The sequence below is a fragment of the Nocardia sp. NPDC051756 genome (assembly GCF_040681495.1).
In the GTDB taxonomy this organism is placed as follows: domain Bacteria; phylum Actinomycetota; class Actinomycetes; order Mycobacteriales; family Mycobacteriaceae; genus Nocardia.
Genome location: NZ_JBFAYV010000002.1, coordinates 508,729 through 534,675, shown reverse-complemented (window position 1 = coordinate 534,675; position 25,947 = coordinate 508,729). Strand labels below are relative to the sequence as shown.

The 25,947-nt window shown below is 68.2% G+C and carries 23 protein-coding genes and 1 tRNA gene; 11 read left to right on the top strand and 13 right to left on the bottom strand.

The window, feature by feature from the left end:
• Positions 1 to 21: 21 nt before the first annotated feature.
• Positions 22 to 912 carry a class II glutamine amidotransferase gene (locus tag AB0M22_RS08590; RefSeq protein ID WP_364722669.1) on the top strand — a complete coding sequence of 297 codons (891 nt, stop codon included), beginning with the start codon at positions 22 to 24 and terminating at the stop codon, positions 910 to 912.
• Positions 909 to 1,880 (top strand): L-histidine N(alpha)-methyltransferase, encoded by a 972-nt coding sequence (egtD, locus tag AB0M22_RS08585; protein ID WP_364722667.1) that lies wholly within the window; start codon positions 909 to 911, stop codon positions 1,878 to 1,880. Before AB0M22_RS08590 ends, egtD begins: the two co-directional genes overlap by 4 nt.
• Here egtD and AB0M22_RS08580 read toward each other — a convergent pair.
• The 6 genes from AB0M22_RS08580 to AB0M22_RS08555 form a co-directional block, all read right to left on the bottom strand.
• Positions 1,877 to 2,539, bottom strand: a complete 663-nt coding sequence (locus AB0M22_RS08580) for a DUF2461 domain-containing protein (RefSeq protein WP_364722665.1) — start codon at positions 2,537 to 2,539, stop codon at positions 1,877 to 1,879. The two genes, egtD and AB0M22_RS08580, sit on opposite strands and share 4 nt — an antisense overlap.
• A gap of 27 nt (positions 2,540 to 2,566) precedes the next feature.
• Positions 2,567 to 3,478 (bottom strand): hypothetical protein, encoded by a 912-nt coding sequence (locus AB0M22_RS08575; RefSeq protein WP_364722663.1) that lies wholly within the window; start codon positions 3,476 to 3,478, stop codon positions 2,567 to 2,569.
• 165 nt (positions 3,479 to 3,643) lie between these two features.
• Positions 3,644 to 3,904, bottom strand: coding sequence for a hypothetical protein (locus AB0M22_RS08570; protein ID WP_364722661.1), 261 nt, complete (start codon positions 3,902 to 3,904; stop codon positions 3,644 to 3,646).
• Between the two features lie 99 nt (positions 3,905 to 4,003).
• On the bottom strand, positions 4,004 to 4,984 hold the full coding sequence (locus tag AB0M22_RS08565; protein ID WP_107659278.1) for a ribose-phosphate diphosphokinase: 981 nt from the start codon (positions 4,982 to 4,984) through the stop codon (positions 4,004 to 4,006).
• Positions 4,981 to 6,471 carry a bifunctional UDP-N-acetylglucosamine diphosphorylase/glucosamine-1-phosphate N-acetyltransferase GlmU gene (glmU, locus tag AB0M22_RS08560; protein WP_364722659.1) on the bottom strand — a complete coding sequence of 497 codons (1,491 nt, stop codon included), beginning with the start codon at positions 6,469 to 6,471 and terminating at the stop codon, positions 4,981 to 4,983. Before glmU ends, AB0M22_RS08565 begins: the two co-directional genes overlap by 4 nt.
• A 113-nt stretch (positions 6,472 to 6,584) precedes the next feature.
• Positions 6,585 to 6,655: transfer RNA gene (locus tag AB0M22_RS08555), tRNA-Gln, on the bottom strand.
• 261 nt (positions 6,656 to 6,916) lie between these two features.
• On the opposite strand from AB0M22_RS08555, the gene AB0M22_RS08550 reads away from it, so the two are divergent.
• The 4 genes from AB0M22_RS08550 (at position 6,917) to AB0M22_RS08535 (ending at position 12,801) form a co-directional block, all read left to right on the top strand.
• Entirely contained in the window at positions 6,917 to 7,531 is a 615-nt protein-coding gene (locus AB0M22_RS08550; RefSeq protein ID WP_051187212.1) for a TetR/AcrR family transcriptional regulator, read from the top strand.
• Positions 7,532 to 7,713: 182 nt separating this feature from the next.
• Positions 7,714 to 8,361, top strand: a complete 648-nt coding sequence (locus tag AB0M22_RS08545) for a TetR/AcrR family transcriptional regulator (RefSeq protein ID WP_364722656.1) — start codon at positions 7,714 to 7,716, stop codon at positions 8,359 to 8,361.
• An 82-nt stretch (positions 8,362 to 8,443) separates the two neighbouring features.
• The gene (mfd, locus tag AB0M22_RS08540) at positions 8,444 to 12,058 is read left to right on the top strand and encodes a transcription-repair coupling factor (protein WP_364722654.1); all 3,615 of its coding nucleotides are present in this window, start codon (positions 8,444 to 8,446) and stop codon (positions 12,056 to 12,058) included.
• A complete protein-coding gene (locus tag AB0M22_RS08535; RefSeq protein ID WP_364722652.1) occupies positions 12,055 to 12,801 on the top strand; it encodes a MazG family protein in 747 nt (248 codons plus the stop codon). Before mfd ends, AB0M22_RS08535 begins: the two co-directional genes overlap by 4 nt.
• Here the strand turns inward: AB0M22_RS08535 and AB0M22_RS08530 are convergent.
• Positions 12,795 to 13,409, bottom strand: coding sequence for a peptide deformylase (locus AB0M22_RS08530; protein ID WP_364722650.1), 615 nt, complete (start codon positions 13,407 to 13,409; stop codon positions 12,795 to 12,797). The genes AB0M22_RS08535 and AB0M22_RS08530 overlap by 7 nt on opposite strands.
• A gap of 233 nt (positions 13,410 to 13,642) precedes the next feature.
• On the opposite strand from AB0M22_RS08530, the gene AB0M22_RS08525 reads away from it, so the two are divergent.
• Both AB0M22_RS08525 and AB0M22_RS08520 read left to right on the top strand, forming a co-directional pair.
• A complete protein-coding gene (locus AB0M22_RS08525; RefSeq protein ID WP_364722648.1) occupies positions 13,643 to 14,746 on the top strand; it encodes a glycerol dehydrogenase in 1,104 nt (367 codons plus the stop codon).
• 190 nt (positions 14,747 to 14,936) lie between these two features.
• A complete protein-coding gene (locus AB0M22_RS08520; RefSeq protein WP_364722646.1) occupies positions 14,937 to 15,890 on the top strand; it encodes a metallophosphoesterase in 954 nt (317 codons plus the stop codon).
• Here the strand turns inward: AB0M22_RS08520 and AB0M22_RS08515 are convergent.
• Positions 15,838 to 17,262, bottom strand: a complete 1,425-nt coding sequence (locus AB0M22_RS08515) for a stealth family protein (protein ID WP_364724034.1) — start codon at positions 17,260 to 17,262, stop codon at positions 15,838 to 15,840. The genes AB0M22_RS08520 and AB0M22_RS08515 overlap by 53 nt on opposite strands.
• A gap of 679 nt (positions 17,263 to 17,941) precedes the next feature.
• On the opposite strand from AB0M22_RS08515, the gene AB0M22_RS08510 reads away from it, so the two are divergent.
• The 3 genes from AB0M22_RS08510 to AB0M22_RS08500 all read left to right on the top strand — a co-directional run bounded on the left by AB0M22_RS08510 (position 17,942) and on the right by AB0M22_RS08500 (position 19,661).
• Positions 17,942 to 18,394, top strand: coding sequence for a flavodoxin domain-containing protein (locus AB0M22_RS08510; protein WP_364722644.1), 453 nt, complete (start codon positions 17,942 to 17,944; stop codon positions 18,392 to 18,394).
• Between the two features lie 122 nt (positions 18,395 to 18,516).
• On the top strand, positions 18,517 to 19,008 hold the full coding sequence (locus AB0M22_RS08505) for a pyridoxamine 5'-phosphate oxidase family protein (protein WP_364724031.1): 492 nt from the start codon (positions 18,517 to 18,519) through the stop codon (positions 19,006 to 19,008).
• A 77-nt stretch (positions 19,009 to 19,085) separates the two neighbouring features.
• Entirely contained in the window at positions 19,086 to 19,661 is a 576-nt protein-coding gene (locus tag AB0M22_RS08500) for a TerD family protein (protein WP_150402134.1), read from the top strand.
• Positions 19,662 to 19,730: 69 nt separating this feature from the next.
• On the opposite strand, the gene AB0M22_RS08495 is transcribed toward AB0M22_RS08500, so the two are convergent.
• From AB0M22_RS08495 to AB0M22_RS08475, 5 genes are all read right to left on the bottom strand, one after another.
• Positions 19,731 to 21,140, bottom strand: coding sequence for an MATE family efflux transporter (locus tag AB0M22_RS08495; RefSeq protein WP_364724028.1), 1,410 nt, complete (start codon positions 21,138 to 21,140; stop codon positions 19,731 to 19,733).
• Between the two features lie 103 nt (positions 21,141 to 21,243).
• Entirely contained in the window at positions 21,244 to 22,281 is a 1,038-nt protein-coding gene (locus AB0M22_RS08490; RefSeq protein WP_364722642.1) for a cysteine synthase family protein, read from the bottom strand.
• Positions 22,282 to 22,313: 32 nt separating this feature from the next.
• Positions 22,314 to 23,687 carry an alanine racemase gene (locus AB0M22_RS08485; protein WP_364722640.1) on the bottom strand — a complete coding sequence of 458 codons (1,374 nt, stop codon included), beginning with the start codon at positions 23,685 to 23,687 and terminating at the stop codon, positions 22,314 to 22,316.
• On the bottom strand, positions 23,678 to 24,688 hold the full coding sequence (locus AB0M22_RS08480; RefSeq protein ID WP_364722638.1) for an ornithine cyclodeaminase family protein: 1,011 nt from the start codon (positions 24,686 to 24,688) through the stop codon (positions 23,678 to 23,680). The genes AB0M22_RS08485 and AB0M22_RS08480 overlap by 10 nt, the downstream gene beginning before the upstream one ends.
• A complete protein-coding gene (locus AB0M22_RS08475) occupies positions 24,660 to 25,862 on the bottom strand; it encodes a TauD/TfdA family dioxygenase (protein ID WP_364722636.1) in 1,203 nt (400 codons plus the stop codon). Before AB0M22_RS08475 ends, AB0M22_RS08480 begins: the two co-directional genes overlap by 29 nt.
• Positions 25,863 to 25,947: the final 85 nt, after the last annotated feature.

The window sequence follows — 25,947 nt, the reverse complement described above, 5'->3', positions numbered from 1 at the left end:
CCCGGCGGGAGGCAGGCGCTGATGTGCAGACATCTCGGTTACGTCGGCCCGGCGGTCAGCGTCGGTGAAATGCTCACGGCCGGTACGCATTCCTTGCGTACCCAGGCCTGGGCGCCACGAGACATGCGCGGCGGCGGCACGATCAATGCCGACGGTTTCGGCGTCGCCTGGTGGCGAGCCACCGAGTTGGCCGGTACCCGCAACCCGCTCGCGACCAGTGCACTGCCGGGCGTCGGTGCCGCAGGCAGCGAACTGACCGCCAGCCGATACCGCAACCCCGCACCCATCTGGACCGATCCCGCGGTGGAAGAGGTACTGCCGCAACTGCATTCGACTGCGGTGCTGGCCTCGATCCGGTCCGCCACCGTCGGCATGCCGGTCGAGCGGGCCGCGTGCGCGCCGTTCACCAGCGCGCAGTGGGCGTTCAGTCACAACGGCTCGGTGCCCGACTGGCGCAAAGTCATCACCGCGGCGTCGTCGGACCTGGACAACGCCGCTACCCAATTCGGCGCGACCAGGCTCTTCGAAACGATCCAGCTGCTGGAGGCCGAATCGCCGACCGATGCCGCGACGCTCTGGGTGTTGTTGCGGCAGTTGCTCACCGCGGTGTCACCGGACGGCTTCGCCGATTCTCCCGGCACCGCCCTCGGCCTGCTCGCCGCCGGCGTGCTGAAACACGCGCCCACCGCGCGGCTCAACTTCCTGCTCGGCGACGGCGAAACCCTTTGGGCCACAACGGTGCACCACGCGTTGTCGGCGCTGGTCACCGACACCGTCGCCGTGCTCGCCTCCGAACCCTATGACGACGACCCGAATTGGCGGTCGATCCCCGACCGCAGCCTGGTTATCGCTCGCCCAGGAAAGCTCACCATCGATCCGCTGCCCGACAGCACGAAAGGCGCCTCCCGATGACCGCACCGACGCTGGAGATCCACCTATCCGACGACGACCTCACCTCGGCCTTGCGCGCGGACGCCAGGCTCGGCCTGACCGCCGACCCGAAGTGGCTGCCGCCCAAGTGGTTCTACGACGCCCGCGGCAGTGAACTGTTCGAGCAGATCACCGAGCTCCCCGAGTACTACCCGACGCGCACCGAGCGCGCCCTGCTGGAGCGGGTGGTCGGCGAGATCGCCCGGGTCGCGCAGGCCGAGGTGCTGGTCGAGCTCGGCGCGGGCTCGGCGGCCAAGACCAGGCTGCTGCTGTCCGCGCTGACCGCCGAGGGGCCGCTGAAGACCTATGTCCCGCAGGACGTCTCGTCCGCGGCACTGCGGGCCGCGGCCGACGAGATCGCGGCCGAGTTCCCCGGCCTGGCCGTGCACGGCGTGGTCAGCGATTTCACCGACACCCTGCACAACCTGCCCGGCGGCGGCCGCCGGATGATCGCCTTCCTCGGCGGCACCATCGGCAACCTGGTCCCCGCCGAGCGGGCCGAATTCCTCGCCAGCATCTACGAGGTGCTGGAGCCGGGCGAGCAGCTGTTGCTCGGCGCCGGTCTGGTCATCGACCCGGCCGTGCTGGTCCCCGCCTACGCCGACGCGGCCGGGGTCACCGCCGAGTTCAACCGGAATGTGCTGCACGTCTTGAACTCTCGCCTCGACGCCGACTTCGCGCCGGAGAAGTTCGAGCACATCGCGGTGTGGGACGCCGAGCACGAGTGGATCGAAATGCGCCTGGCGGCCACCGAAGACATGACCGTCCGGGTTCGCGAACTCGATCTCACCGTGCGGTTCGCCGCCGGCGAGCAGATGCGCACCGAGATCTCGGCCAAGTTCCGCGTCGACGGTTTCAGCGCGGAACTCGCCGCCGCCGGGTTCAGCACCGAGCAGGTGTGGACCGATCCCGACGATCGGTTCGCGCTGTTCCTCGCGGCGCGCGACTAGGCGAGCAGTGGTGACCGGGTAGTCGCCCCGGTCACCACCGCCGCGAGCCAGTCGACCAGGGGCCGCATCGCCTCCCAGGCGGTGCGGATCTCCTTGGCGGCGCGGGGTTTGTCCAGCCATGCGGGCGAGCCGAATTCCTTGTTGCAGACCAGGGCCTTGTGCCGGAGCAGGTCGATGCGCGGGTGGTCGGCGTCGTACCCCTTCGGCTTGGTCTTCAGCTTTTCGCCGCCGATGGTGAAACCCGCCTTGGTCAGCTTCGCCAGGATCTGCTCCAGCTCCGGCCCGCGCACATCGTGATCGATGGTGGAGCGCAGCTGGGCGATCTGCTCCGACGAGCCGCCGTAGAAACCGCCCGCGACGTAGAGCCCCGCCGCGCCGATCTGCACGTACCAGCCGGTGCTCGGCGCCACGGACACGTACGCGCCCTGGTGATCCTTGTACGGCGTCTTGTCCTTGGAGAAGCGGACGTCGCGATACGGCCGGAAGATCTTGGCCGCACCGAAATCCGGCTCCAGCTCGGCGGTGAGCGCGAGCATCGGCGCCTTCACCGCCGACTCGTAGACGTCCTTGTGCGCGGACCAGAACATCTTCGAGTTGTCGACCTCGAGATCCTCGTAGAAATCCAGTCCCGCCAGCGGAAACCCGCCGAACTTGGTCATGACTGTGCCTCGCTCATACAGAGCAATCTACGTTCTCAGGTCTCCGTTGAAGATAAGGAACCCCACCAGGAAGCCGATGATCATGGTGACGCCTGCGGTGATCGCCGCCCATTTGCCCAGCGGCTCACCCTTGTTGTGGCCGATGATGCCGAGCACGATGCCGGCGGGCCCGAACAGGATGGGGCAGAACAACACCGCGATCACCGCGCAGACGAAACCGATGATCGAGAACACCTGGCTGCCGGACCCGCGCTGCGGCGTGGTGTACGGCTCGTAGGACTGCGGCGGGTACGCGCCGTACGCGCCGGGCTGCGGACTCTGCTGCTCGCTGTAGCCACCGGCAGGCGGGTAGTTGTACATCCCGCCCTGCGGATATTGCGGTGCGCCACCCGAATCCTGCGGTTGGCCGCTCCCTGGATATTGCGGGTACTGCGGCTGGCTCTGGGGATACTGCTGCGGACTCCATTGCTGCTCGGCCGGTGCGCCCCACGACGGCTGGCTGCCCGCGGGCCCTGCGGGTCCGCCGCCTGACGAAGGTTGGCTGCTGGGTGGTCCCGCAGGTCCCGAATCCCAGGCCGGTTGTCCGGCCGACGGCCCAGCGGGGCCGGATCCCCACGCCGGCTGGTTGCCGGACGGTCCCGCCGGTCCGTCACCTGACGACTGTTGGTTGGATGGCTGACTGCCCTGCTCCGCGCCCCACTGCGGCGTCTGCCCGCCCAACGGCCCGGCAGGCGCGTCGGTCGGCTGCCACCACTCACCGGCCGGGGGCGGCGGCGCGGTATACGGCTCACTCGAAGGTTCCGCCGCGCCAACATCTTTCGACAACGAAGGCGCCGCATCCTGGCTCGGCGCCGCCCCCTCGGCCGCACTCGATGACGACGCGGACTCGGCGGGCTCCGGGGTACCGCCGACCGGTTTCGGATCCTGTGGCGTGCTCATCGCGCCCTCCTCGTGTCGTCCGGTCGCCACCTCTGCGTCCTGCGCCGCCGCGGCCGTCCGCGAGCAGCGGACGGACTGCGTCCGGCTTGTCCGTTATGCGTACCACGATGGTCGAGCCGTGATAGCCGATTGCGCTAGGTGGCGCAGCCGGTCATCGAGGGGAGATCAGAGCGAGGTGTCGTCGACGATGTCCATGGCGACCACCTCGGCGGGGCGCTCGTCGTCCTCGGCCTTCTCCTGACGCTGCTCGCGCGGGGTGGACTCCTGCGCCAGCTCGTCCGCGATGCCCAACCTGCCGTCATCGTCGTTCTCGTGATAGCGAATGCGCAGGTCATCCGGCGGATCCTCGATATTGCGCTGATAGGCGCGGATCTCGTCGGCCTGGTCGTCGTCTCCCATGTCGGTGTCGAGCGATTCACGGTCCATACCTCCCAGTATCCCCACGCATCGCCGTAACTAACGGACCCGGCGCAAAACAATGGCGGCCCGGACCGAAGTCCGAGCCGCCGGTGCCGTGCGGAAAAGCTATGCGTTGCCGTTGAACAGACCGGTGACCGAGCCGTTCTCGAAGACCTCGCGGATGGTGCGGGCCAGCAGCGGCGCGATGGACAGCACCGTCAGCTGCGGGAACTTCTTCTCTTCGGTGATCGGCAGCGTGTTGGTGACCACGACCTCCTTGGCGCCGCAGGCGGCCAGGCGCTCCGCGGCCGGGTCGCTCAGCACGCCGTGCGTCGCGGCGATGACCACGTCACCGGCGCCGGCATCCTTGAGCACCTTGACCGCGCCGGCGATGGTGCCACCGGTGTCGATCATGTCGTCGATCAGGATGCAGGTGCGGCCCTCGACGTCGCCGACCACGCGGTTGGCCTTGATCTGGTTGGGCACCAGCGGGTCCCGGGTCTTGTGGATGAACGCCAGCGGCGAGCCGCCGAGCGAGTCCGCCCACTTCTCGGCCACGCGCACGCGGCCGGAGTCGGGGGAGACCACGGTGATGTGGTCGAGGGTGTAGTTGGTGCGGATGTACTCGGCGAGCTGCAACTGCGCGTGCATGTGATCGACCGGGCCGTCGAAGAAGCCCTGGATCTGATCGGTGTGCAGGTCGACGGTGATGATCCGGTCCGCGCCCGCGGTCTTGAGCAGGTCGGCGACCAGGCGAGCGGAGATCGGCTCGCGGCCGCGGTGCTTCTTGTCCTGGCGGGCGTACGGGTAGAACGGCAGCACGGCGGTGATCCGCTTGGCCGAACCGCGCTTGAGCGCGTCGATCATGATGAGCTGTTCCATCAGCCACTGGTTCAGCGGAGCGGGGAAGCTCTGCAGCACGAACGCGTCGGAGCCGCGGACGGACTCCTCGAACCGGACGAAGATCTCACCGTTGGCGAAGTCGCGTGCGGTCTGCGGCGTGACGTGGACGTCGAGTTCCTTGGCGACCTGTTCGGCCAGCTCAGGATGAGCGCGTCCCGAGAAGAGCATCAGGTTCTTCTGGTTATCGATCCATGACGCGGTCACTGCTGGTTGCCATCCTTTTGCTCGTTTGCCTGACCGGAGTTCTCTTTGGCGGCGTTGGCTTCTGCCGCCGCGCGCGCCGCGGCCGTTCCAGGACGGTGCCGTTGCACCCAGCCCTCGATGTTTTTCTGCGGCCCGCCGGAAATCGCGAGTGCGCCGGGCGGAACGCTTCTGCGCAGTACAGTACCCGCCGCCGTATACGCGCCGTCACCCACCGTTACCGGTGCGACAAACATCGTGTCGCTTCCCGTTCGCACATGCGACCCGACAGTGGTGTGATGCTTGGTCACTCCGTCGTAGTTGACGAAAACACTCGAAGCGCCGATGTTGCTGTGCTCCCCGATGGTCGCGTCGCCGACGTAGGTCAGATGCGGCACCTTGGAGTGCGCGCCGATCGAGGCGTTCTTGGTTTCGACGAAGGCGCCGAGCTTGCCGGAATTGCCGACCACGGTGCCCGGTCGTAGGTAACTGAACGGGCCGATGGTCGCGCCGGGGCCGATCATCGCGCCCTCGCCGTGCGTGCGGATGACCCGCGCGCCGTCGCCGACGACCACGTCGGTCAGCGTGCTGTCCGGCCCGATCTCGGCGTCCTCGCCGATCACGGTGTCGCCGAGCAGCTGCACGCCGGGGCGCAGGATGGCGTCCCTGCTGATCCGCACGCTCGCGTCCACCCAGGTGGAGGCCGGATCGATGATGGTGACGCCGGCCCGCATGTGCCGTTCCAGGATGTAGCGGTTGAGCCTGCTGGTCGCGTTGGCCAGCTGGACCCGGTCGTTCACGCCGGTGACCTTGGCCGCGTCGACCAGGCGGGCGCCGTGCACCGGATGCCCGGCTTCGCGGGCCAGCCGCAGCACGTCGGTCAGATACAGCTCGTGCTGGGCGTTGGCGGTGGACAACCGGCTGATCATGGTGCGCAACACATTCACGTCGAACGCGTACACACCCGAGTTGACCTCGGTGATCGCGGACTGCGCCGGGGTGGCGTCGGCGTGCTCGACGATCTCGACCACCTGGCCGTCGGCGTCGCGCACGATGCGGCCGTAGCCGTTCGGGTCGTCGGGCACGAAGGTCAGCACCGTCACCGCGGACCGCTCGGCGTAGGAGCGGTGCTCGTCGAGCAGCGCGGACAGCGTGTGCCCGTCGAGCAGCGGCACGTCGGCGGAGGTGACCAGCAGGTCGCCGGTGAAACCGACGGGCAGCGCGGCCAATGCGCACTGCACGGCGTGCCCGGTGCCGAGCTGTTCCTCCTGGATGGCCGGAGTGATCTCACGGCCGAGGTCGGTGCCCACCGCGTTGACGGCGGCGCCGACCTGTTCGCGGTCGTGTCCGACCACGGTGATCAGATATGCGGGGTCGATCTCGTTCGCCGCATGCAGCGCGTGTGCGAGCATGCTTCGACCGGCCAGCGAATGCAGCACTTTGGGGGTCTTCGACCGCATTCGCGTCCCGGCACCGGCTGCGAGAACGACGACGGCGGTCTGCTGTGGCATGGATCTCCCTCGGCTGCCTGTCATCATGCTGCTGGGCTCTGCTCATCGTGCTGGGGTGTCGGCTGTGCTGGGCGCAGATGTGCGGGCCAACGATAGGTCATCGTGCTGCCGAGCTCCGCCGCCAGGACTCGAACCTGAACTATCTGAACCAAAATCAGAGGTGCTGCCATTACACCACGGCGGATTGTCACATCGGCGGATCGGGAACACCCGCCGCTGTGCCACGGCACGGGAAAGATCCTCGCATACACCCACGCCTCTCCGCGATTCTTGCCGGTAGTTGGAGCGTCGACCGGGTCGGAGCGGGAGTAGTTCGAAGGCGCGCCCGGGGTTGACGGGGCAATCTTGCGGGCTGTCTGGAACAGTTAAGGCACTGGACGGTCGGTGACGAAGGGAGGCGGGAGCGATGTCGACTAGTGAACCGCCCAAAGTGTCGCGTCCGCGGATGACCGGTACCCAGCGGCGACAGCAGCTCATCGAGATCGGTCGCGCGCTGTTCGCCGAGCGCGGATATGACGCCACCTCGATCGAGGAGATCGCGCAGCGGGCGCAAGTCTCCAAACCTGTGGTGTACGAACACTTCGGCGGCAAGGAAGGGCTGTACGCGGTCGTCGTCGATCGCGAGATGTCCATGCTGCTGGACATGATCGTGTCCTCGCTGACCCAGAACCGATCGCGGGTCCGGCTCGAACAGGTCGCGCTCGCGCTGCTCACCTATATCGAGGAACGCACCGACGGGTTCCGCATCCTGGTCCGCGATCAGCCCGCGGGCAATGCGGAGGGACGCTACTCCAGCCTGCTCAACGAGGCCGTGAACCAGGTCGCGCACATCCTCGCCGGGGATTTCGAGCGCCGCGGTTTCGACACCAGCTTGGCCACGCTCTACGCCCAGGCGTTGGTCGGGCAGGTGGCCACCGCCGCGACCTGGTGGCTGGACGAACGCAAACCGTCGAAAGAGGTTGTCGCCGTGCACTTGGTGAATCTGTGCTGGAACGGGTTGAGCCATCTGGAGGCCGACCCGCATCTCAGCTCGGAGTGGCGCGCCGGTATCGAGGAGTGACTCGGGTTGTTAACCAGCGAATTGCGAAGCGGGTCCAGTCGAATGCTCGAATTGACTGCCGAGGGCCCGCCTGGTGGTACGGTTCACCCATCCTTTGGGTGCTGTTCGGGCGGTAAGTCGGTCTACTTCGTGATGTCGGTCTACTTCAGGATGGCTGGTTTTTAGGATGACAGGCGGATCTGATGGCTAGGCAAGCGCGCGCGGAGATCACCCGCGACTCCGTTCTTGCGGGCGCTGCCGATGTCTTTCTGCGCTTGGGTTACGCGAACGCGAGTCTGAGCGAGATCATCGCGCAGTCCAATGTGACCAAGGGCGCCTTGTACTTTCACTTCGGCTCGAAGGAAGAGCTGGCGCGTGCGGTGGTCGACCAGGGCAACGAGCGGCTGGTCAGCTCGTGTCAGGGTTTCTTCGATCCCCGGGTGCCCGCGCTCGAGGCGTGCATCGGCATCACCTATGTAGTCGCGGACCTATCGATGAACGATCCGATGGTCGGCGCGATGCTCAAGCTGACCCATCAGATCGGTGACTACCGCGGCGCGCAGGGCGACAACATCGCCAAGACGTGGGGCGACACCTACCGCGTGCTCTCCGAAAGGGCTATCGCCCAAGGCGATTTGCAGCCCGAGCTCGATGCCGACGTGATCGGCATGCTGCTGCAGGAGATGACCGCGGGCGTGCACATCATCGCGGTCGGCACCGAGTCGATCGATCAGATGGCCACCCGGATGGAACGCGTCTGGTACTTCCTGCTGCCGTCGATCGTCCCCGCCGAGAAGCTCGCCTGCTTCCGCGAGTTCGCGGCGCGGCGCCTGCGTCGCTACGTGCCGTAGCAGCCTCAGCTCGGTCTGTCGGCGGCACTGACTAGACTTTTGCCTGCTGCTCGAAATACCCGGCTTGAGCTCAGGAGTTGTGATGCCGACCCATCGTCCACCGCTTGCGGGACTCGCGGCGGTCGCCGGTGCCGATGCCGCGCTGCGGACCGTCGCCGAGCTGGTCGGTAAGTCCTCGGTCGAGCTGGTCGGGCCGTCCGGCGTGCGGCCGTTCGTGGCCGCGACGATCGAGGCGAAACGGCCGCTGGTCGTGGTCACCGCGACCGGTCGCGAGGCCGACGATCTGACCGTCGAACTGGAGGAGATGCTCGGCCCGGCGGTCGCGCAGTTCCCCTCCTGGGAAACCCTGCCGCACGAGCGTTTGTCGCCCGGCGCCGACACCGTCGGCCGCCGGCTCGAGGTGCTGCGCAGGCTGGCCCATCCCGAAGACCCGGCCTTCCCCGCGCCGCTGCGCGTGATCGTGACCACGGTGCGCTCGCTCATGCAGCCGATGGCGGGCAGCCTCGGCGACATCGAGCCGATCGTGCTGCGCGTCGGCGCCGAGCTCGACTTCGACGAACTGCTCACGCGCCTGGTCGAATTCGCCTACAGCCGGGTCGACATGGTGGGCAAGCGCGGCGAGTTCGCGGTGCGCGGCGGCATCCTCGACCTGTTCCCGCCGACCGCCGATCATCCGGTGCGCGTGGAGTTCTGGGGCGACGAGGTCACCGAGCTGCGCCCGTTCGCGGTCGCCGACCAGCGGTCGCTGGCCGAGGTGTCGGTGGAGGTCGTGGTCGCGCCGCCCTGCCGGGAGCTGCTGCTCACCGCCGACGTGCGCGAGCGCGCGGCCGAGGTCGCGGCGGCCAACGCGGCAGACGCCGCCCTGGTCGAGATGCTGGAGAAGCTGGCCAACGGGGTTCCGGTGGACGGCATGGAGGCGCTGCTCCCGGTGCTGAAGCCGGGCGAGCTGCGGCTGCTCACCGAGGTGCTGCCCGAGGGCACTCATCTGCTGCTGTGCGATCCGGAGAAGATCCGCACCCGCGCCGCCGATCTGGTGCGCACCGGCGAGGAGTTCCTGGAGGCGTCCTGGACCGCGGCGTCCTTCGGCGCCGACGCGCCGCTCGGCGCGCACGGCCTGGACCTGGCCGCCTCCGGTTATCAGGCGCTGCCCGACGTGCACGCCAGCGCCGACGAGCGCGGCCTGCCCTGGTGGACGCTGAGCCCGCTCACCGCGGGCACCCCCGCCGAGGTGGTGCTGCCGGTGCTGGCCGGGCCGACCGCGCGCGGCTCCGACGAACTCGTCGCGACCATCTTCGCCTCGCTGCGCGCGCACGTGGCCACCGGCGGCCGCGCCGTGGTCGTCGTCGCGGGACACGGTACGGCGCAACGCATTTTGGAACGGCTCGCCGACGCGGATGTCCCCGCGGCCGCGCTGGAACCCGGTGCCGAACCGGGCAACGGTGTGGTCGGCGTGCTGTGTGGATCGCTGCACGACGGCCTGGTGTTCGACGACGCCGGACTCGTCGTCGTTGCCGAATCCGATCTCACCGGCAATCGGATGACCGCGCCCGGCGACGGCAAGCGACTGCCCGCCAAGCGGCGCAACCAGGTCGATCCGCTGGCGTTGAACGCGGGCGACATGGTGGTGCACGATCAGCACGGCATCGGCCGGTTCGTCGAGATGATCGAGCGCACCGTCGGCGGCGCTCGCCGCGAATACCTGGTCATCGAGTACGCGCCGGGCAAGCGCGGTCAGCCGGGCGACCGGTTGTTCGTGCCGATGGAGTCGCTGGATCAGCTGTCCCGCTACGTCGGCGGCGAGCTGCCCAGCCTGTCCAAGCTCGGCGGCTCCGACTGGGCCAACACGAAACGCAAGGCGCGCAAGGCCGTTCGGGAGATCGCCGGCGAGCTGGTGCAGCTGTATGCCGCGCGCCAGGCGGCGCCGGGGCACGCGTTCGGCCCGGACACCCCGTGGCAGCAGGAGATGGAGGACGCGTTCGCGTTCACCGAGACCGTCGATCAGATGACCGCCATCGCCGAGGTGAAGTCGGACATGGAGAAGCCGGTCCCGATGGACCGGGTGGTGTGTGGCGACGTCGGCTACGGCAAGACCGAGATCGCCGTGCGCGCCGCGTTCAAGGCGGTGCAGGACGGTAAGCAGGTCGTCGTGCTGGTGCCGACAACCCTGCTGGCGCAACAACATCTGCAAACGTTCACCGAGCGGGTGGCCGGCTTCCCGATCAATGTGAAGGGCCTGTCCCGGTTCACCGATCCGGCCGATGCCCGCGCCGTGATGGAGGGCATGGCCGACGGCACCGTGGATATCGTGGTCGGCACGCACCGGTTGTTGCAGACCGGCGTGCGCTGGAAGGACCTCGGCCTGGTCGTGGTCGATGAGGAGCAGCGATTCGGCGTCGAGCACAAGGAACACATCAAGGCGCTGCGCACGCACGTGGACGTGCTGACCATGTCCGCAACGCCGATTCCGCGCACCCTGGAGATGAGCCTGGCCGGCATCCGCGAGATGTCCACCATCCTCACCCCGCCGGAGGAGCGGCATCCGGTGCTCACCTACGTCGGCGCCTACAACGACAAGCAGGTCACCGCCGCCATCCGGCGCGAGCTGCTGCGCGACGGCCAGGTGTTCTACGTGCACAACCGGGTGTCCTCGATCGACAAGGCGGCCAAGCGGATTCGCGATCTGGTGCCCGAGGCCAGGGTCGCGGTCGCGCACGGGCAGATGAACGAGGACGCGCTCGAGTCCACGGTGGAAGGGTTCTGGGAGCGCGAGTTCGACGTGCTCGTCTGCACCACGATCATCGAGACCGGCCTGGACATCTCCAACGCGAATACCCTGCTGGTGGAACGCGCCGACGCGCTCGGTCTTTCGCAGCTGCACCAGTTGCGTGGCCGAGTGGGCCGCAGCCGGGAGCGTGGCTACGCCTACTTCCTGTATCCACCGGAGAAGCCGCTCACCGAGACCGCCTACGACCGCCTCGCCACCATCGCGCAGAACTCCGACCTCGGCGCGGGCATGGCCGTGGCGATGAAGGACCTCGAAATCCGTGGCGCCGGTAACGTGCTCGGCGCCGAGCAGTCCGGGCACGTCGCGGGCGTCGGCTTCGACCTCTACGTCCGGCTGGTCGGCGAGGCCGTCGAGGCCTACCGGGCCGCCGCCGATGGCAGGCCGATCACCACCGAGGAACCCAAGGAGATGCGCATCGACCTGCCCGTCGACGCGCACATCCCGCCCGACTACATCGGCAGCGATCGGCTGCGGCTCGAGGGTTACCGCAAACTCGCCTCCGCCCAGGACGATTCGAATCTCGCCTCGGTCGTCGAGGAACTCGTCGACCGCTACGGTCCGCTGCCGGTCGAGGTCGGCCGCCTGGTCTCGGTCGCGAAGCTGCGACTGCTGGCGCGCGAGTACGAGGTCACCGAAATCGCGGTCACCGGAACCACACTCAAGATCTCGCCGCTGCACCTGCCCGACTCGAAGCAGATGCGCCTCAAACGGATCTACCCCAGCGCCAGCTATCGCGCGGCCAGCGGCGTGATCTCGCTGCCACTGCCGCGGGTCGAAGACAGCGTCGGCGCCGAGCGCGTCCGCGACGTGGTGCTGCTGCAATTCGTCGCCGACCTGCTGCTCGCCTTGGACGGAAAAGCCCAGGGCGCAGTGGATCTCACCACCGCGACCGAGGTCTCGGCGGCCCGATGACTGCCGACCGCGACGAAGCAGTCCTGCGCGCCGCCCGGCACGCGGCGGCCAGCGGGACTCCCTCCGACACCGCCGTGGTGGCCGCCGGGCTGACCGGCGCCGTCGAGGTCATGGATCGGCTCTGGCACTTCGGCGGCTGGGAAGTGACCCAGACCCACGACTCGCTGCGCCCCTACCTGCTCGAGGAAACCTACGAACTCCTCGACGCCATCCAGCACGACGACGCCGAAACCATCAAGGAAGAGCTGGGCGACCTACTGCTCCAGGTCCTCTTCCACTCTCGAATCGCCCAGGCCGCAGGCGAATTCACGGTCAACGAGGTGGCCGCCGCGCTGGTGGCCAAACTGGTCAACCGCAGCCCCTACCTCCGCGACACCCAATTCGCCGCCGACACCACCCTCGAAGAGAAGATCGCCGCCCAGGAAAGCGCCTGGGAAGAGCGCAAATCCGCCGAGAAATCCCGCCGCTCCTGCCTGGACGGCATCGCCATGGCCCAGCCCGCGCTGGCCCTCGCCGAAAAAATCCGCGACCGTAGCACCAAGGCCGGCCTGCCCGACGACCTCGTCCCCGCCGACCTGCGCGTCGTCCACCTCGGCCGCCCCGACAGCGCCGAGGAACGCCTCCGCAAAGCCACCCTCACCTTCGCCGCCGCCATCCGCGCCACCGAGGATGCCGCGGAAGCCGATCGCGGGGAACGACTTCCGCTAGCCGGCGACGACTGGCGCAAGTACTGGGTTCACTGAGACGAGACCGGCGGCGTATCCACGATCTCGGTGAGCGTCCCCGGTTCGGCCTTGTCGACATAGAGGATGCCGTTGAGGTGGTCCGTCTCGTGCTGCACGATGCGGGCCGGCCAGCCGCTGAACTCCGCGAGCCGGGAGGTTCCGCCGAGATCGGTGTAGCGCAACGTGACATCGGCGTGGCGGCGAACCACCGCGTGATACCCGGTGACACTGAGGCAGCCTTCGGGAAAATCGGCGGTCCGCAGGGAAGACGGCGTGTACGTCGGATTGACGATCACCAGGAATTCCTGCGGATAACGCTCCCGGCTCTCAGCGATCTCCTCGCTGACCGCAGCCGAATCCTCGATCACCGCCAACTGCACCGGCAACCCGATCTGCGGAGCCGCCAACCCGACCCCCGGCGCCGCATACATCGTCCGCCGCATCAACTCGACGAGCGCCGCCAACACCTCATCCTCGAGCTGCCCCTCATATTGCCCGGCAACCGACCGCAACACCGGATCCCCGGACTGAACGATAGGCGCAACCCCATCCCCATACAGATCGAGCAACTGCTCCACCTGCACCCGCAGACTCGACGTGCCAGCACCTTCAGACGGAGTCGCCATGGCCCTTCCCTTACTTGTCCCAAAGCCGCGAGGGCTGATCCGGCAGATGATCGTGATGCTAACCCGATAAGCCGCGTGCACTCGGTATCGGACTCGGCTCCGGTCGAGTGAAACCCCATGCTGCTAGCGCCCGCTCGCGGGAATCGCTCTTCCGCACGGTTCAGTGGCTGGGAGTTCCGGCGCGGGTAGCGTTTGGGGGACGGCGTCTGTGGGCCTGGGATCGGGAGGTTTCGATGTTGAGTGTGTTTTCTTCGCCGGGGCATTATGTGCAGGGGCGGGAGGCTACGGGGCAGCTCGGGGCGGAGATGACTCGGCTGGGGATCGGGGGGCCGGTCACGATTGTGGCGGGGCGGAGTGCGCAGCGGTTGTTGGCGGACGTGTGGGAGCGGTCGCTGACGGACGCGAAAATCGCTTATTCCGTGCATCTTTCGAATGGGGAGTGCACGCGGGCGGAAATCGCCAGGATCACCGCGGGCGTGCAGGAAAACGGCAGCACGGTCGTTTTGGGTGCGGGCGGCGGGAAGGTGCTGGACTCGGCGCGGGTGGTTGCCGATGACCTCGGGTTGCCGATGATCAGTTGTCCGACCACGGCGTCGAGCGACGCCCCGTGCAGCGCGTTGTCCGTGATCTACACGGACGCAGGCGAAGTGGAGACGTCGCAATTGCTGCGCCGCAATCCGGCGCTCGTGCTCGTGGACACCTCGGTCATCGTGCAGGCGCCGGCCCGGCTGCTCGCCTCCGGCATGGGCGACGCGCTCGCCACCTGGTTCGAGGCGCGGACCTGTTCGGCCGCACAGGTGCGCAACCTGCGCGGCGGCGCGTCCACGCGCAGCGCCACCGCCCTCGCCGAGCTCTGCTACAACACCCTGCTCGCGGATGGTCCGCAGGCGCTCGCCGCGGTGCGCGCGCACGCGATCACCCCGGCGCTCGAGCGGATCGTCGAGGCCAACACGTTGCTGTCCGGTCTCGGCTTCGAATCCTCGGGCCTGGCCGCCGCCCACGCCATCCACAACGGCCTGACCGCGGCACCGCAGACCCATGCCTACCTGCATGGCGAAAAGGTCGCCTTCGGCGTGCTCACCCAGCTGGTGCTGGAGGGCGCTCCGTCGTCGGAGATCGACACGGTCCTCGATTTCTGCACCGAGGTCGGCCTGCCGACCACCCTCGCCGGTGTCGGCCTGGCCGACGTCCACGAATCCACCCTGTCCGCGATCGCCAGCCGTGCCACCGCCCCGGCCGAGTCCATCCACAACGAACCCTTCAGCGTCGACGCCGCGATGACGATCGACGCCCTGCGCGCCGCCGATGCCCTCGGCCGCGCCTACGCACAGCTATGAACCGCGTCACTACCGCACAACGACCTCGTTAACGTCCGAGCACCTCCGCGGGATTTCGACATAGAAACCTCACCTTCCCGCAAGCATGTCGTCACCGTCCGTCGGGAAACCTGTCAGTAGTCCTTCGCTATTCTGGCGGTGGAACCCGAAGCCAATGGCGGGCAAACCGCCGGGGAGGACGTTCGGTCCGGTGCACATCAGCAGAGTCGCGGAGCACCCGCGACCGGATCATGTGTTGTTCCACTTCAGCGACACCCATGTGATTGCCGGCGACGGCGAGTTATACGGTGACGTCGACGCGGACCAGCGGTTACGCCAGTTACTCGAGCAGGCCGCGGCCAGTCGGATCCAGCCGACCGCGATCGTGTTCACCGGCGATCTCACCGACAAGGGTGAGCCCGCGGCGTACGACAAGCTCAAGGCTCTGATCGAGCCGTTCGCGCGAAGTTTGCCGGCGCCCATCGTGTGGGTCGCGGGAAACCACGACGACCGCAGCCTGCTACGCCGCAAGCTACTCGGCGAGCGGGCCTCTACGGCACCGCTCGACCGCGTACACCTGATCGACGGCCTGCGCATCATCGCGCTGGACACCTCGGTCCCCGGCCACCATTACGGCGAGATCTCCGACGAACAGCTGGACTGGCTGCGTTCGGTGCTGTCCGAACCGGCCCCGTTCGGCACCATCCTGGCCATGCACCACCCGCCCGTGCCGTGCGTGCTCGACCTCGCGGTCACCGTCGAGCTGCGCGACCAGCGCAAGCTGGCCGACGTGCTCGACGGCAGCGACGTCCGCGCCATCCTGGCCGGCCACCTGCACTTCTCCACCAACGCGACCTTCGCGGGCATCCCCGTCTCGGTGGCCTCGGCGACCTGCTACAGCCAGGATCTCGGCGTCGAGCAGGGCGCCCAGCGCGGCCGCGACGGCGCGCAGGCGTTCAACTACGTGCACATCTACCCGGACACCGTGGTGCACTCGGTGGTCCCGATCGATCGCGGCCCCACGGTCGGCAAGCCGTCCACCGCGGAAGAGGCCGCCCGGACGCTCGCGGCGGAGGGCATCGTCATCCCACCCGCCGCGCGCATCCCGCATGTCATGCGGCGCCGGGCGACGACTCCGGAATCGGACGACGAGACGGTGCGCTGAGCTGCTCCCACGGCGCCGGATCCGGGAAGTAGCGCGACAGGAACGCCGAAACCGCAAGCACGCGTTCGGTTTCGGAGATCTCCGGGAAACTTCCGTCGTTCAGGCAGAAGAAGTCGACATTGCGTTTGCGCGCGATCCCGTCCAGCAGCGCGAGCCCCTTGTGGCTGGTCGTGTCGACATAACGCACCTTCGCCGTCTCCTGCGGCACCGCCCGCCCGGTCAGCATCGCGTAGTAGTGATACAGCGAGTTGGTAACGGAAATATCGGTGGCCGAACGGAATCGGCTGGTCCTGGTCCGCGCGAAGTCGGCCGCGAACTCGTCTTCCATCTCCAGTAACACGCTGCGGCGCAAAGGAACCGGCGTGTGCTCGAGGTGCCGCGAGATGAGCTGTCCGAACCGCTCGGCGAGCAGTTCCCGATTCACCCGGGCGGCATTCTCGAAGCCGCTGCGCCGCTCGTTGTTGCGGCCCGGCCCGATCCTGGTGTCCGCCTCGATGAATCGGCTGATCCCGGCCGAGGTGAAGAACATCGACGGACGCACCGGCCGCGCGAAGAACATGTCGTCGTTGGAGTACAGGAAGTGCTCGCTGAGCCCCTCGATGTGCTGCAACTGGCATTCCACCGCATGGGAATTGAACGTCGGCAGCCCGCTGGTGTCCGAAAAGTGGTCCAGCGCACGGACAACCGTCACCCGAGGGTGATCGGCGAGCCAGGCAGGCATGGTGGAGTCGGTGGCGATGAAGATCCGCCGGATCCACGGCGCGTTCTTGTCCACCGACCGCAGAGCGTATTTCAGCTCGTCGATCTGCCGGATGCGCGCGTCCGCGTCGTCACCCTCGCCGACCACCACCTGCGCGAGCATGCCCGCGCGGCGGGCCCGGAACTCCGGATCCGAGCCGTCCACCCAGGAGAACACCAGGTCGATGTCGAAGCTCACGTCGCTCGGTTGCGGCGCGAACATGTCCACCAGGGTCGGCCACGCCCGATCGAACAGCAGCACCTGCGTCTGCTCGACATCGGCGAGGTCGAACATGGTGCGGGTCAACGAGTTCGGGCGCGGGCACTCGACCGTGTCGCCGTGGTACTGCCACAGTTCCAGGTCCACCCGGTGCGCCGGGTCGTTGTCGCGCCCGATCCGGAAGACGTTGTGCTGCACCTCGTCACACGCGAAGCCCGCGGCCGTCGCGCCGGCCATGACCCGGCGCACCATCAGGTGGTGGGCCGCGTCCGCGGCGAGCACCAGCCGGTGCCCGCGGTCGCGCACCAGCAGGAACGGCACTTCGGCCGCCGCGAGCTCGGAGCGCAGATAACCCAAATCCTCGATCATCGAGGCCGATACGACCAGGTTGCCCGCCATCGGACGGGTCACCATCTCTACCGGATTCACTGCCCCCATGTCCATCATCAGCTTGTTCTCCACATTCGTTCGTGCTCCGTTGGGGCCAACTACCGAGGCACCGCGCCGGAGCCGAGCGGCCGCACCGCCGACGTCGTGATGTCGGCCGTGCAGTGCCGCGCCCGGCGCGGTCGCATTCAGAAGTGGGGCACGATGCCGTAGCGCAGGAACGAATTGATCACGCGGTATGTAGACGACAGGTAAACCATTCGTTTTCACCTCACTCACGGCAGAACGCACAAGCGTCAAATGATGGGTGTGCTGCATCCGTGCGCGCGGGCGAGACGACCGAGCGTGCGCACGGGAGACAGCACGCTGGGCCGGACAATCATCGGCCGGCAAAGAGAAGATGTCCCAGACAACAATGGGGACTGTACGAATGATGCATCCACGGTGACATTTCGTCAATCGGGACACTCCGTCTCACCCGCTGCCGTTCCGCTGCCCCTGCGCCCGGGCCGGTGCCCCGAAACCGCTGCCGTGCCTGGTAATAGCCACCGAGTGGCCCGCTGTGGGCGGTCGCGTCGCAGCTCAGCCGGTCCGTCGCGGTGACAGGCATCATGTCCGGCGGAGGAGGGGTGGCGACGAACGGGCTAATTAATTAGGCTAGCCTCACCAACCTTGCGGACACCTGTGGAGAAGGGAGTGCACCGCCGTGCGCGTCGTCATTCTGTTCGGATCCGAGATGGGCACGGCCGAGTCCGTCGCGGACAGCGTCGCCGACGCGCTCGCGGCGCACGATGTGTCGGTCTACGACCTGGGCGATTTCGCCGTCGACGACCTCGACGCGCAGGACTTCCACGTCATCGTGTGCTCGACCTACGGCGACGGCGACCTGCCGACCAACGCGGAACCGTTCTTCGACGAACTCACCGCCGCCGCGCCCGATCTGACCGGCCTGCGGTTCGCGGTGTTCGGCCTGGGCGACAGCATCTACGGCGACACCTTCAATCGCGGCGGCGAGATCGCGGCCGAGCGGCTCGTCGAATGCGGCGCGACCCAGGTCGGCGAGCACGCGCGGCACGACGCGTCGACCGAAATCCGGGCCAAGGAGATGGCCCACGACTGGGCGGCGACGCTGCCCATCCCCGCGTTCGCCCCGGCCTGATAGTCGGCTGAGAGCAGTCCGGACATAGGGTGCAGCGCCAGCGGACAAGTGGCCCAGCACTTTAGACTGCTATCAAGCGCGGCACAGCCCCGTCGCGCTCGACGATCCATGAGGTGACGAAGATGGTAGCCGGAGCGAGCCACGTGCAACGTCAAGACCACTCGACAGATCACGACGATCATCCCGAGCTGGACGTGCTCCCGGAATGGCCGCAGGAAACGATCGCGGTGCTGGTCACCACCGACCCCGGACCGCACGCCATCCCGGTGTCCTGGCCGGTGCGGGCCGGTGATCGGCGCATCCTGCTCAGTCTCAAGTTCGATCGCGGGTCGCTGGCCAGGCTGCGGGAACGCCCGCAGGTGGCGCTGCTGATTCTCGGTGGCGGCAATGTCGCGCTGTGCGCGCGGGGCACGGCGCAGGTCATCGCCGAAGAGATGCCGGAGGCCTCCGACTATGTCGCGGTTCGGATCGATGTCGAGGCGATCGATGACCATCGGCAGTCGGCGTTCCAGGTCGCCAACGGCATCCAGCGGACCGTGCTCGACCCGAGCGAACTGCACGCGCTGGAAGGGCGGGTGCGCACGCTGCGTACCTGGTCAAACGACCAAAACTGAACCTGCGCAACACTTCCGGAACGCACGATGATAATCGGGAACGAAGGCGGCGCGAACGGGCCGCATGGAAGGGATTCATGAGCGTCACATTGGCCAAAGGCGGAAATGTTTCGCTGTCTAAGCAGGCAGCCAACCTCAGCAAGGTCGCGGTGGGCCTCGGCTGGGACGTGCGCACCACCACGGGCGCCGACTACGACCTCGACGCCAGCGCGCTGGCCACCGGACCGGACCTGAAGGTGCTGTCGGATCAGCATTTCGTCTTCTACAACAACCTGCGTTCGCCGGAGGGCTCGATCGAGCACACCGGTGACAACCTGACCGGCGAGGGCGAGGGCGACGACGAGGTGATCAACGTCGACCTGAGCGCCACCCCGCCGACCATCACCAACATCTTCTTCCCGGTGTCCATCCACGACGCCGACGCGCGCAGCCAGTCGTTCGGGCAGATCCGCAACGCGTTCATCCGGGTCACCGACGCGGCGACCGGCGTGGAACTGGCCCGCTACGACCTCACCGAGGATGCCTCGACCGAGACCGCCATGGTGTTCGGCGAGCTCTACCGGCACAACAACGAGTGGAAGTTCCGCGCCATCGGCCAGGGCTACGCGTCCGGGCTCGCGGGCATCGCCCGCGACTACGGCGTGCATATCTGATCGTCCGTCCGCGGCGCGGGCCTTCCGGATCTTGCGGGCAGGCAAGACATCCGGAAGACCCGCCGCGAATCAGCTCGGGCTGCTGAGGCTTTCCGGCGTCTCCGCGATCAGCTGCGGGCGGTCCCGTTCCCGGCTGTCCAGCAGCGCGAAGTACCGGCGGAGCATGAGCACGGCCGTGGTGGCCAGGCCCGCGGTGAGTCCCCACCAGACGCCCGCCGCGCCGAGCCCGGCCGGGAAGGCCAGCAGCAGCGCGACCGGAAGCCCGACACACCAGTAGCCGATGATCGACAGCCGGAAACCGGCGTTGGTCGCCTTCAACCCGCGCAGCAGTCCGGTGCCGATGTTCTGCGCGGCATCGAAGAATTGCAGCACGATGCCGATCAGCAACAGCGTGTGCGCGATCTGAATCGTGCTGGTATCGCTCGAATTCAGGAACGGTCGCAGCACCAGGTCGGGTGCGATCACGTACACCGCACCGGTGAGCACGGCCACGACCCCGACATGCCGCAGCGCGATCCAGGCCAGCGCCCGGGCGTGCTGATATTCGTCGCGCGTGACGGCATGGCTGACCAGGATCGACGCGCCGTGCGACAGACCGATGGCGACCTGGAACACGATGTAGATGATCTGGTAGACGATGTTGTGCGCGGCCAGCGCGGCCGGCCCGATGCTGCCCATGACGAGCGCCAGCACCGAGAACATGCCCGCCTCGGAGCCGTACGTGAGCGCGATCGGCGCACCCAGCTTCAGCTCGGCCAGCACGGTCGAGCGCCGCACCGGCCACGGCCGCACCGGCAGCGTCGCGCCCAGCCGGGCATCGCGGCGCACCATCGCCCAGAACACGCCGAAGGTGATCAGGAAGACCAGCGAGGTGGCCACGCCGATGCCGGTGAGGCCGAGCTCGGGCAGTCCGGCGCGGCCGTGGATGAAGCCGAGGGCCAGCACCAGATTCAGCAGCACCGAACCGAGGGTGACCATCAGCAGCGCCTGCGGTCGTTGCATGCCGACCGTGTACTGCCGCAACACCTGGAACCACAGGCACGGCAACAGGCCCGGCGCCAGCGCCACCATCAGCGGCCGCGCGTCGGCCAGCACGCCCGCGTCCTGTCCGAGCCATTGCAGCGCCCAGCCGAGTCCGATGAGCAGCGCGCCGCCGACGATGCCGGCCAGCGTGGCGATCAGGAAGCTCGACCGCAGCACGTCCTTGATCTCGTCATCGGGGGAGACGCCGCGCTTGCCTGCCGAACTCACCGCGGTGGCGATCTGATTGCCGCTCGCGGTGATCAGCCCGACGCACATGGTGCGGATCTGATTGAACAGCGCGATCGCCAGCCCGCCCGCGGCCACCTGCTGCACGCCGAGCGTGCCCATCAGCACCACGTTCGTGGTGGACACCGCGATCTGCGCCAACTGCGTCATCGCGATCGGCGTGGCGAGCGCGGTGAGCCGACGACTGTCGGTCCGGTAGCCCGACAGCATCACCGGGCTACCTCCGCGCACTCGAACGCGCCGCGGTGCCCGTTTTCGCGGGCCGTGCACGGCGGGGCGATTGATCCGCGGCGCCCCACCGCGTGCGAGCGCTTCATCGCGCCTCTACGAGCGCGACGGGACGGCGGGCCTCGGGGGCGTAGTTATGCAGCATTGTCCTGACCTCAGCTTCGGCGGTGGGGTCGAGCAGGTCGCGTTCGGCCATCCACTCGTCGTCGAAGACCGTGTCCAGGTACTTCTCGCCGCCGTCGCAGACGAGCGTGACGATGGTCGAGCCGGGCGGGAATTCGTCGAGGCGGCTGAGCGCGGCATGCACCGAGCCGCCGGCCGAGCCGCCGATCATCAGGCCGAGTTCGGCGGCGACCGCGCGGGCGGTGGCGAAGGCGTCCACGTCGGTCACCTTCACCCCCTCGTCCAGCAGCGAGTAGTCCACCGCGGTGCCGATGGTGGCGCCGGGCGGCGTGCCGGTGCCGGACTGCCAGTACGGGCCGCCCTCGCCGCCGAAGGCGATCGAGCCGACCGGCTCGACGCCGATCACCCTGGCCGGGCGGCCGAGTTCGCGCAGCCGGGTCGCGGTGCCGAACAGCGAACCGCCGGTGCCGACCGCGGACAGCAGGATATCGACCCGCTCAACGTCTTCCAGCAACTCTTCGGCGACCGCGTAGTAGCCGACCGCGTTGGCGTCGTTGTTGTGCTGCTCGGTGAAGTACGCGTCCGGCCGCGCGGCCGCCATCGCCTCGGCCAGGTCCTCCCGCGCCGAGGTCGCGAGGTTGTCGTCGCCGTCGTCGGCGACGAACACCAATTCCGCACCCATTGCCCGCATAGCCCGCAACTTGTCCTTACACGCGTGATGATCGACCACTGCGGTGAAGCGATACCCACGTTCGGCAGCTACTACCGCGAGACCGAGTCCGGTATTCCCGGAGGTGGACTCGATGATATGCCCGCCACTTCTCAGCAAACCGCGACGCTCCGCATCGAGCACCATCTCGCGGGCCATCCTGATCTTGGCCGCGCCGGTCGGGTTGAACTGCTCGAGCTTGAGCAGTAACCGGGTGCCGGTCGAGGTCGCCGCCAGTTCGAACAGCGGCGTGCGGCCGATCAGATCCGTCACGCGCGTGACGAGCGGCATTGAATTTCTCCTAGGTCAGGGTGGGTAGGGGGTCAGCCGTCGAGCGTCCAGCGGAACCGATCGCCGGGGTGGGTGCGCACCGGCGCGTCGTGCAGCACCACCTTCGGCGGAATCGGCAGGTCATGGAAGGCGGATTCGTTCGAATCCATTTGGTAACCGGCGGTGTTCGGGTAGATCAGCAGGTCGCCCACCTCGGCGGCGCGCGGCAGCGGGACCCGGCGCCAGCTGAGCATGTCGGAGTCGAGGCAGGTGGCCGCGCCGACGCTGGTCGGCGTCGGGGTGCCCGGCCGGGCCGGCCACAGCAGCGGGTCGGGCAGGTATTCGCTCTCGAACCACTGCTCGGACAGGCTCAGGCTCGTTCCGTCGACGGTGAGCAGCCGGTACGGCGCGCCGTCGGCGTGCCGGATCTTGCTGCCCTGCACGCGGAAGACGGTGAAGCCGGCGTGCGCGAGCAGCGCGCGGCCCGGTTCGATGGCCAGCCGGATGGTGTTGTCGCGCAGCCGTTGTGCGAGGCCGTCGTGGTCGAGGATCGCGGCGAGCATGGCCGGGCCGGGGGCCGGGAAGTGATAGGGGTAGTACGACTCGAACGACTTGCCCGAGTGGAACCACCGCCGGTCGACGTGCTCGGTGAACTCCGCCCATGCGGCGGCGGGCACGTAGTCGACGCCGAATCCGCCGCCGATCGACAGCGTTGTGGCGGGATGGCCGAGGGTCCGCGCGTGCAGGCAGCGGGCGATCAGCTCGGAGGCCAACTCGGCGCGGGCCACGGCGTCGTAGCCGGAGAGGTGAAAGCTGAAGCCCTCCAGGCGGATCGATCCGCTGCCGGCGAGCGTGGTCATCGCCTGTTCCAGCTCGGCCTCGGTGAGGCCGAATCGACTGGCGGAAGCGGCGGGCAGCACCCGGAGCAGGACCCTGACCGGTGCAGTCGAGGTGCCAAGGGCGGCAAGACGTTCGAGTTCGCCGGGATCGTCGACGGCGAGCAGCGCGCCGTGCCTGGTAGCGAGCCAGAGCAGGTCGTCGGATTTCGCGGGGCCGGTCACCATCAGCTCGTCGCCGCGAATCCCTTGTGCGAGTGCGGCGGTCAGCTCTCCGGTGCTGGAAACATCCACGCCCGCACCGCTTTCCGCGCAGGCGCGCGCGACGGCAGGCGACTTGTTCGCCTTCTTGCCGTAGTAGATGACGCCATCGATCCCGGCCTGCTCGAACACCGCGCGGAACCCGTGAATGTTGCTGCCGACCATGGGCGGATACATCACATGAAACGGCCCGCCCACGGCAAAACTGATGTCACCCAGCAGGTTCGGGTCATCGAGTGCGCGGCGCTCCCACTCGTCCAGGACCGCCGGGACCGGGGCGGCGCTGATCGAATCGCGCGTCACCCCGACCCCGCCGACGTCTAATCCCACAGCGGCACCTCCGTGCCGCGGCCCTCGGCGATGGCGCGTTCGGCGAGCGCGTGCGCGACCGCGATGTCGGTCAGCACGAGTCCGCTGTTGTAGACGAAGATGCGCTCGTCGTCCGAGCGCCGCGCGACCGCGCGCCGACTCAGGATCTGCGGCAACTCGGCGTCCACCGCGCGCAGCGTCCCGTCCGGCCCGACCATGTCGGTGCCGGTCAACGCCATCTGCTCGGCGCTGGTGGCGATCACCCGATCCGCGTCGACCAGGGCCGAGGGAGCCAGGCCGTAGCCGACCAGCACCACCGTCGAACCCGGTGCGAGATCGCTGGATTCGAGCGCGACCTCGGTGCCAGGGCCCGCGGTGGCCAGCACCACGTCCGCGCTCGCCGCGGCGACCTTCGGGTCCGCCACCCTCTCCAGCAATGCGTGCGGGTAGTGCTCGGCGAGCTGCCGGTGCACCGCGTCGAGACCTTCCGGATGGGTGCCGTACAGCATCAGCTTGCGTAGCTGCGGGTTCGCGGCGAGCAAGTGCGGCAACGCGTTCCGGCCCTGGGTGCCGGTGCCGATCAACAGCACGCTCTCCGCGCCGCGGCGGACGGTCTCGCGCACCAGCAGCGCCGACACCGCCGGGGTGCGCAGCGCGCCGACCCGGGAACAGTCCATCATCGCGATCGGCGCGCCGGTGCTGTCGTCGTAGAGCGTGATGGTCGTGTAGTAGCGCTTGGTGCTGCGATCGTGACCGGGATCGAACTTGTACGACGTCTTCATCGCGACCACCCGGCGGCGGCCGTCGCGGCCGAGCATCGCGTAGGACACCGACCAGCCGTCGGGATTGGCCACGCTGAGTTTGCGTGGGTTGTCCGAATCACCCGCGGCGAACGCGAGATACGCGTCTTCCACGGCCCGCACGACATCGCCGGGCGTGATCGGCACGCCGGCCAGATCGCTGCGGCTCAGCACCCGTAAGGGGGTGCTGCGGTCACGGATGTTCAAAGGATCCTCGATCATGTGCTGCTTCCCGCTCTGTCGCCACCGGATGGTTCTCCCGGTGTTCGTCCGTACGGGCCGGCTCGTCGCCGCCGGACGCGAACGCGGAATTCACTGCTGCTCGGAACGGGGCGACGGTCCGTTGCCCATATCCATTCTCGTCGGCCTCCTCGGCCCGCCGCGGCCGATCAGGCAGGCGGACGTTCACCCGCTTGAGCCAGCGGTCGGTGCCGTCGTAACGCGCGGTGAACGGTACCCGACCGTGCACCGCGACGTCGTTGTCCACCAGCAGCACCTCGCCGGGCGCGAGCGCGGCCGTGACACAGACCCGTTCGAACTCGGCGCTGAGCCTGGCGTAGGCGGCGCGGAAGCCGGCGTCGGCATCGTCGAGCGGGGTGTATGCCGGGTCGTAGCGCAGCGTCGTCTCGTCCGGGCCGGCCGAGCTCCACAGCGTCGGCAGCGGCGCGGCCGAATACTGTTCGTGCCCAGTGCCATACGAGACGTCGGGCAGGATCGGCAGGGTCGGCGTGCTCAGCAGCCTGCGCTGCGCGGCGGTCAGCTCGACCCGCCGGACCGAGGACACGGTGGTGCCGACCAGGTCCGGATTGCGCAGGCAGCCGAGCATCAGCAGGTTGGCCCGCTCGGGGTGGAAGGCGTCCTCGGAATGCGGGCTGAGCAGGGTCTTGCTGCTCGCGCCGGACTGTTCGTGCTCGTGGCCGGGGGACGGCAGGATGTTGTTGACCAGCCGTCCGCCTTGTTGGCCCTGCCAGCCGAAAGGCTCACCGGCACAACGCGCGAGCAGCAGCATCACCAGGTCGAGCTCGAACGAACTCGCGCGCCGGGCGGCGGTGCCGCTCCACTGCGCGGCCTCGCGCCAACTCGGCGGCGTCGGCCCGAATTCGGCATCGGTGAGCGGCAGGCGGCTGACGATGGTCGCGCCGGCGCTGGTGGCGGGCGGGCGCAGGGTGCGGCGGACGTCGGTGGGCAATTCGGCGACCCGGGCGTCGATCTGCGCGATCAGCGCCGGATCGGTCAGCGTGGCGGCCAGCGCGGCTTCGTCGGGCCGCGTCGCATCCAGTGTGGTAGATATCTCTCGCGCGAGTTCACGCACCGCACGCCCGGCGGCGGCGGGGAGCTCACGACGTTCGATATCCTGCGGGTGAAGCGTCTTACGTTCGGAGAGAACGCCTTTCACCGAGGGAGTCCCTTCTTCGCATCGTTCGAAAAGAGCAGGAGTGACGTCGATCTGCGAAGCTATCTGGTCTGGCGGCGTTAAGCAA

Coding starts and splice junctions, on each gene's coding strand:
- AB0M22_RS08575 (WP_364722663.1), bottom strand. CDS start 3,478: ATGAGCACGCCACAGGATCCGAAACCGGTCGGCGGTACCCCGGAGCCC.
- AB0M22_RS08545 (WP_364722656.1), top strand. CDS start 7,714: ATGGCTAGGCAAGCGCGCGCGGAGATCACCCGCGACTCCGTTCTTGCG.
- AB0M22_RS08525 (WP_364722648.1), top strand. CDS start 13,643: ATGTTGAGTGTGTTTTCTTCGCCGGGGCATTATGTGCAGGGGCGGGAG.
- AB0M22_RS08590 (WP_364722669.1), top strand. CDS start 22: ATGTGCAGACATCTCGGTTACGTCGGCCCGGCGGTCAGCGTCGGTGAA.
- AB0M22_RS08550 (WP_051187212.1), top strand. CDS start 6,917: ATGACCGGTACCCAGCGGCGACAGCAGCTCATCGAGATCGGTCGCGCG.
- AB0M22_RS08515 (WP_364724034.1), bottom strand. CDS start 17,262: ATGGTGACCCGTCCGATGGCGGGCAACCTGGTCGTATCGGCCTCGATG.
- AB0M22_RS08500 (WP_150402134.1), top strand. CDS start 19,086: ATGAGCGTCACATTGGCCAAAGGCGGAAATGTTTCGCTGTCTAAGCAG.
- AB0M22_RS08580 (WP_364722665.1), bottom strand. CDS start 2,539: ATGACCAAGTTCGGCGGGTTTCCGCTGGCGGGACTGGATTTCTACGAG.
- AB0M22_RS08570 (WP_364722661.1), bottom strand. CDS start 3,904: ATGGACCGTGAATCGCTCGACACCGACATGGGAGACGACGACCAGGCC.
- AB0M22_RS08530 (WP_364722650.1), bottom strand. CDS start 13,409: ATGGCGACTCCGTCTGAAGGTGCTGGCACGTCGAGTCTGCGGGTGCAG.
- egtD (WP_364722667.1), top strand. CDS start 909: ATGACCGCACCGACGCTGGAGATCCACCTATCCGACGACGACCTCACC.
- mfd (WP_364722654.1), top strand. CDS start 8,444: ATGCCGACCCATCGTCCACCGCTTGCGGGACTCGCGGCGGTCGCCGGT.
- glmU (WP_364722659.1), bottom strand. CDS start 6,471: ATGCCACAGCAGACCGCCGTCGTCGTTCTCGCAGCCGGTGCCGGGACG.
- AB0M22_RS08480 (WP_364722638.1), bottom strand. CDS start 24,688: ATGATCGAGGATCCTTTGAACATCCGTGACCGCAGCACCCCCTTACGG.
- AB0M22_RS08505 (WP_364724031.1), top strand. CDS start 18,517: ATGGTAGCCGGAGCGAGCCACGTGCAACGTCAAGACCACTCGACAGAT.
- AB0M22_RS08490 (WP_364722642.1), bottom strand. CDS start 22,281: ATGCCGCTCGTCACGCGCGTGACGGATCTGATCGGCCGCACGCCGCTG.
- AB0M22_RS08535 (WP_364722652.1), top strand. CDS start 12,055: ATGACTGCCGACCGCGACGAAGCAGTCCTGCGCGCCGCCCGGCACGCG.
- AB0M22_RS08495 (WP_364724028.1), bottom strand. CDS start 21,140: ATGCTGTCGGGCTACCGGACCGACAGTCGTCGGCTCACCGCGCTCGCC.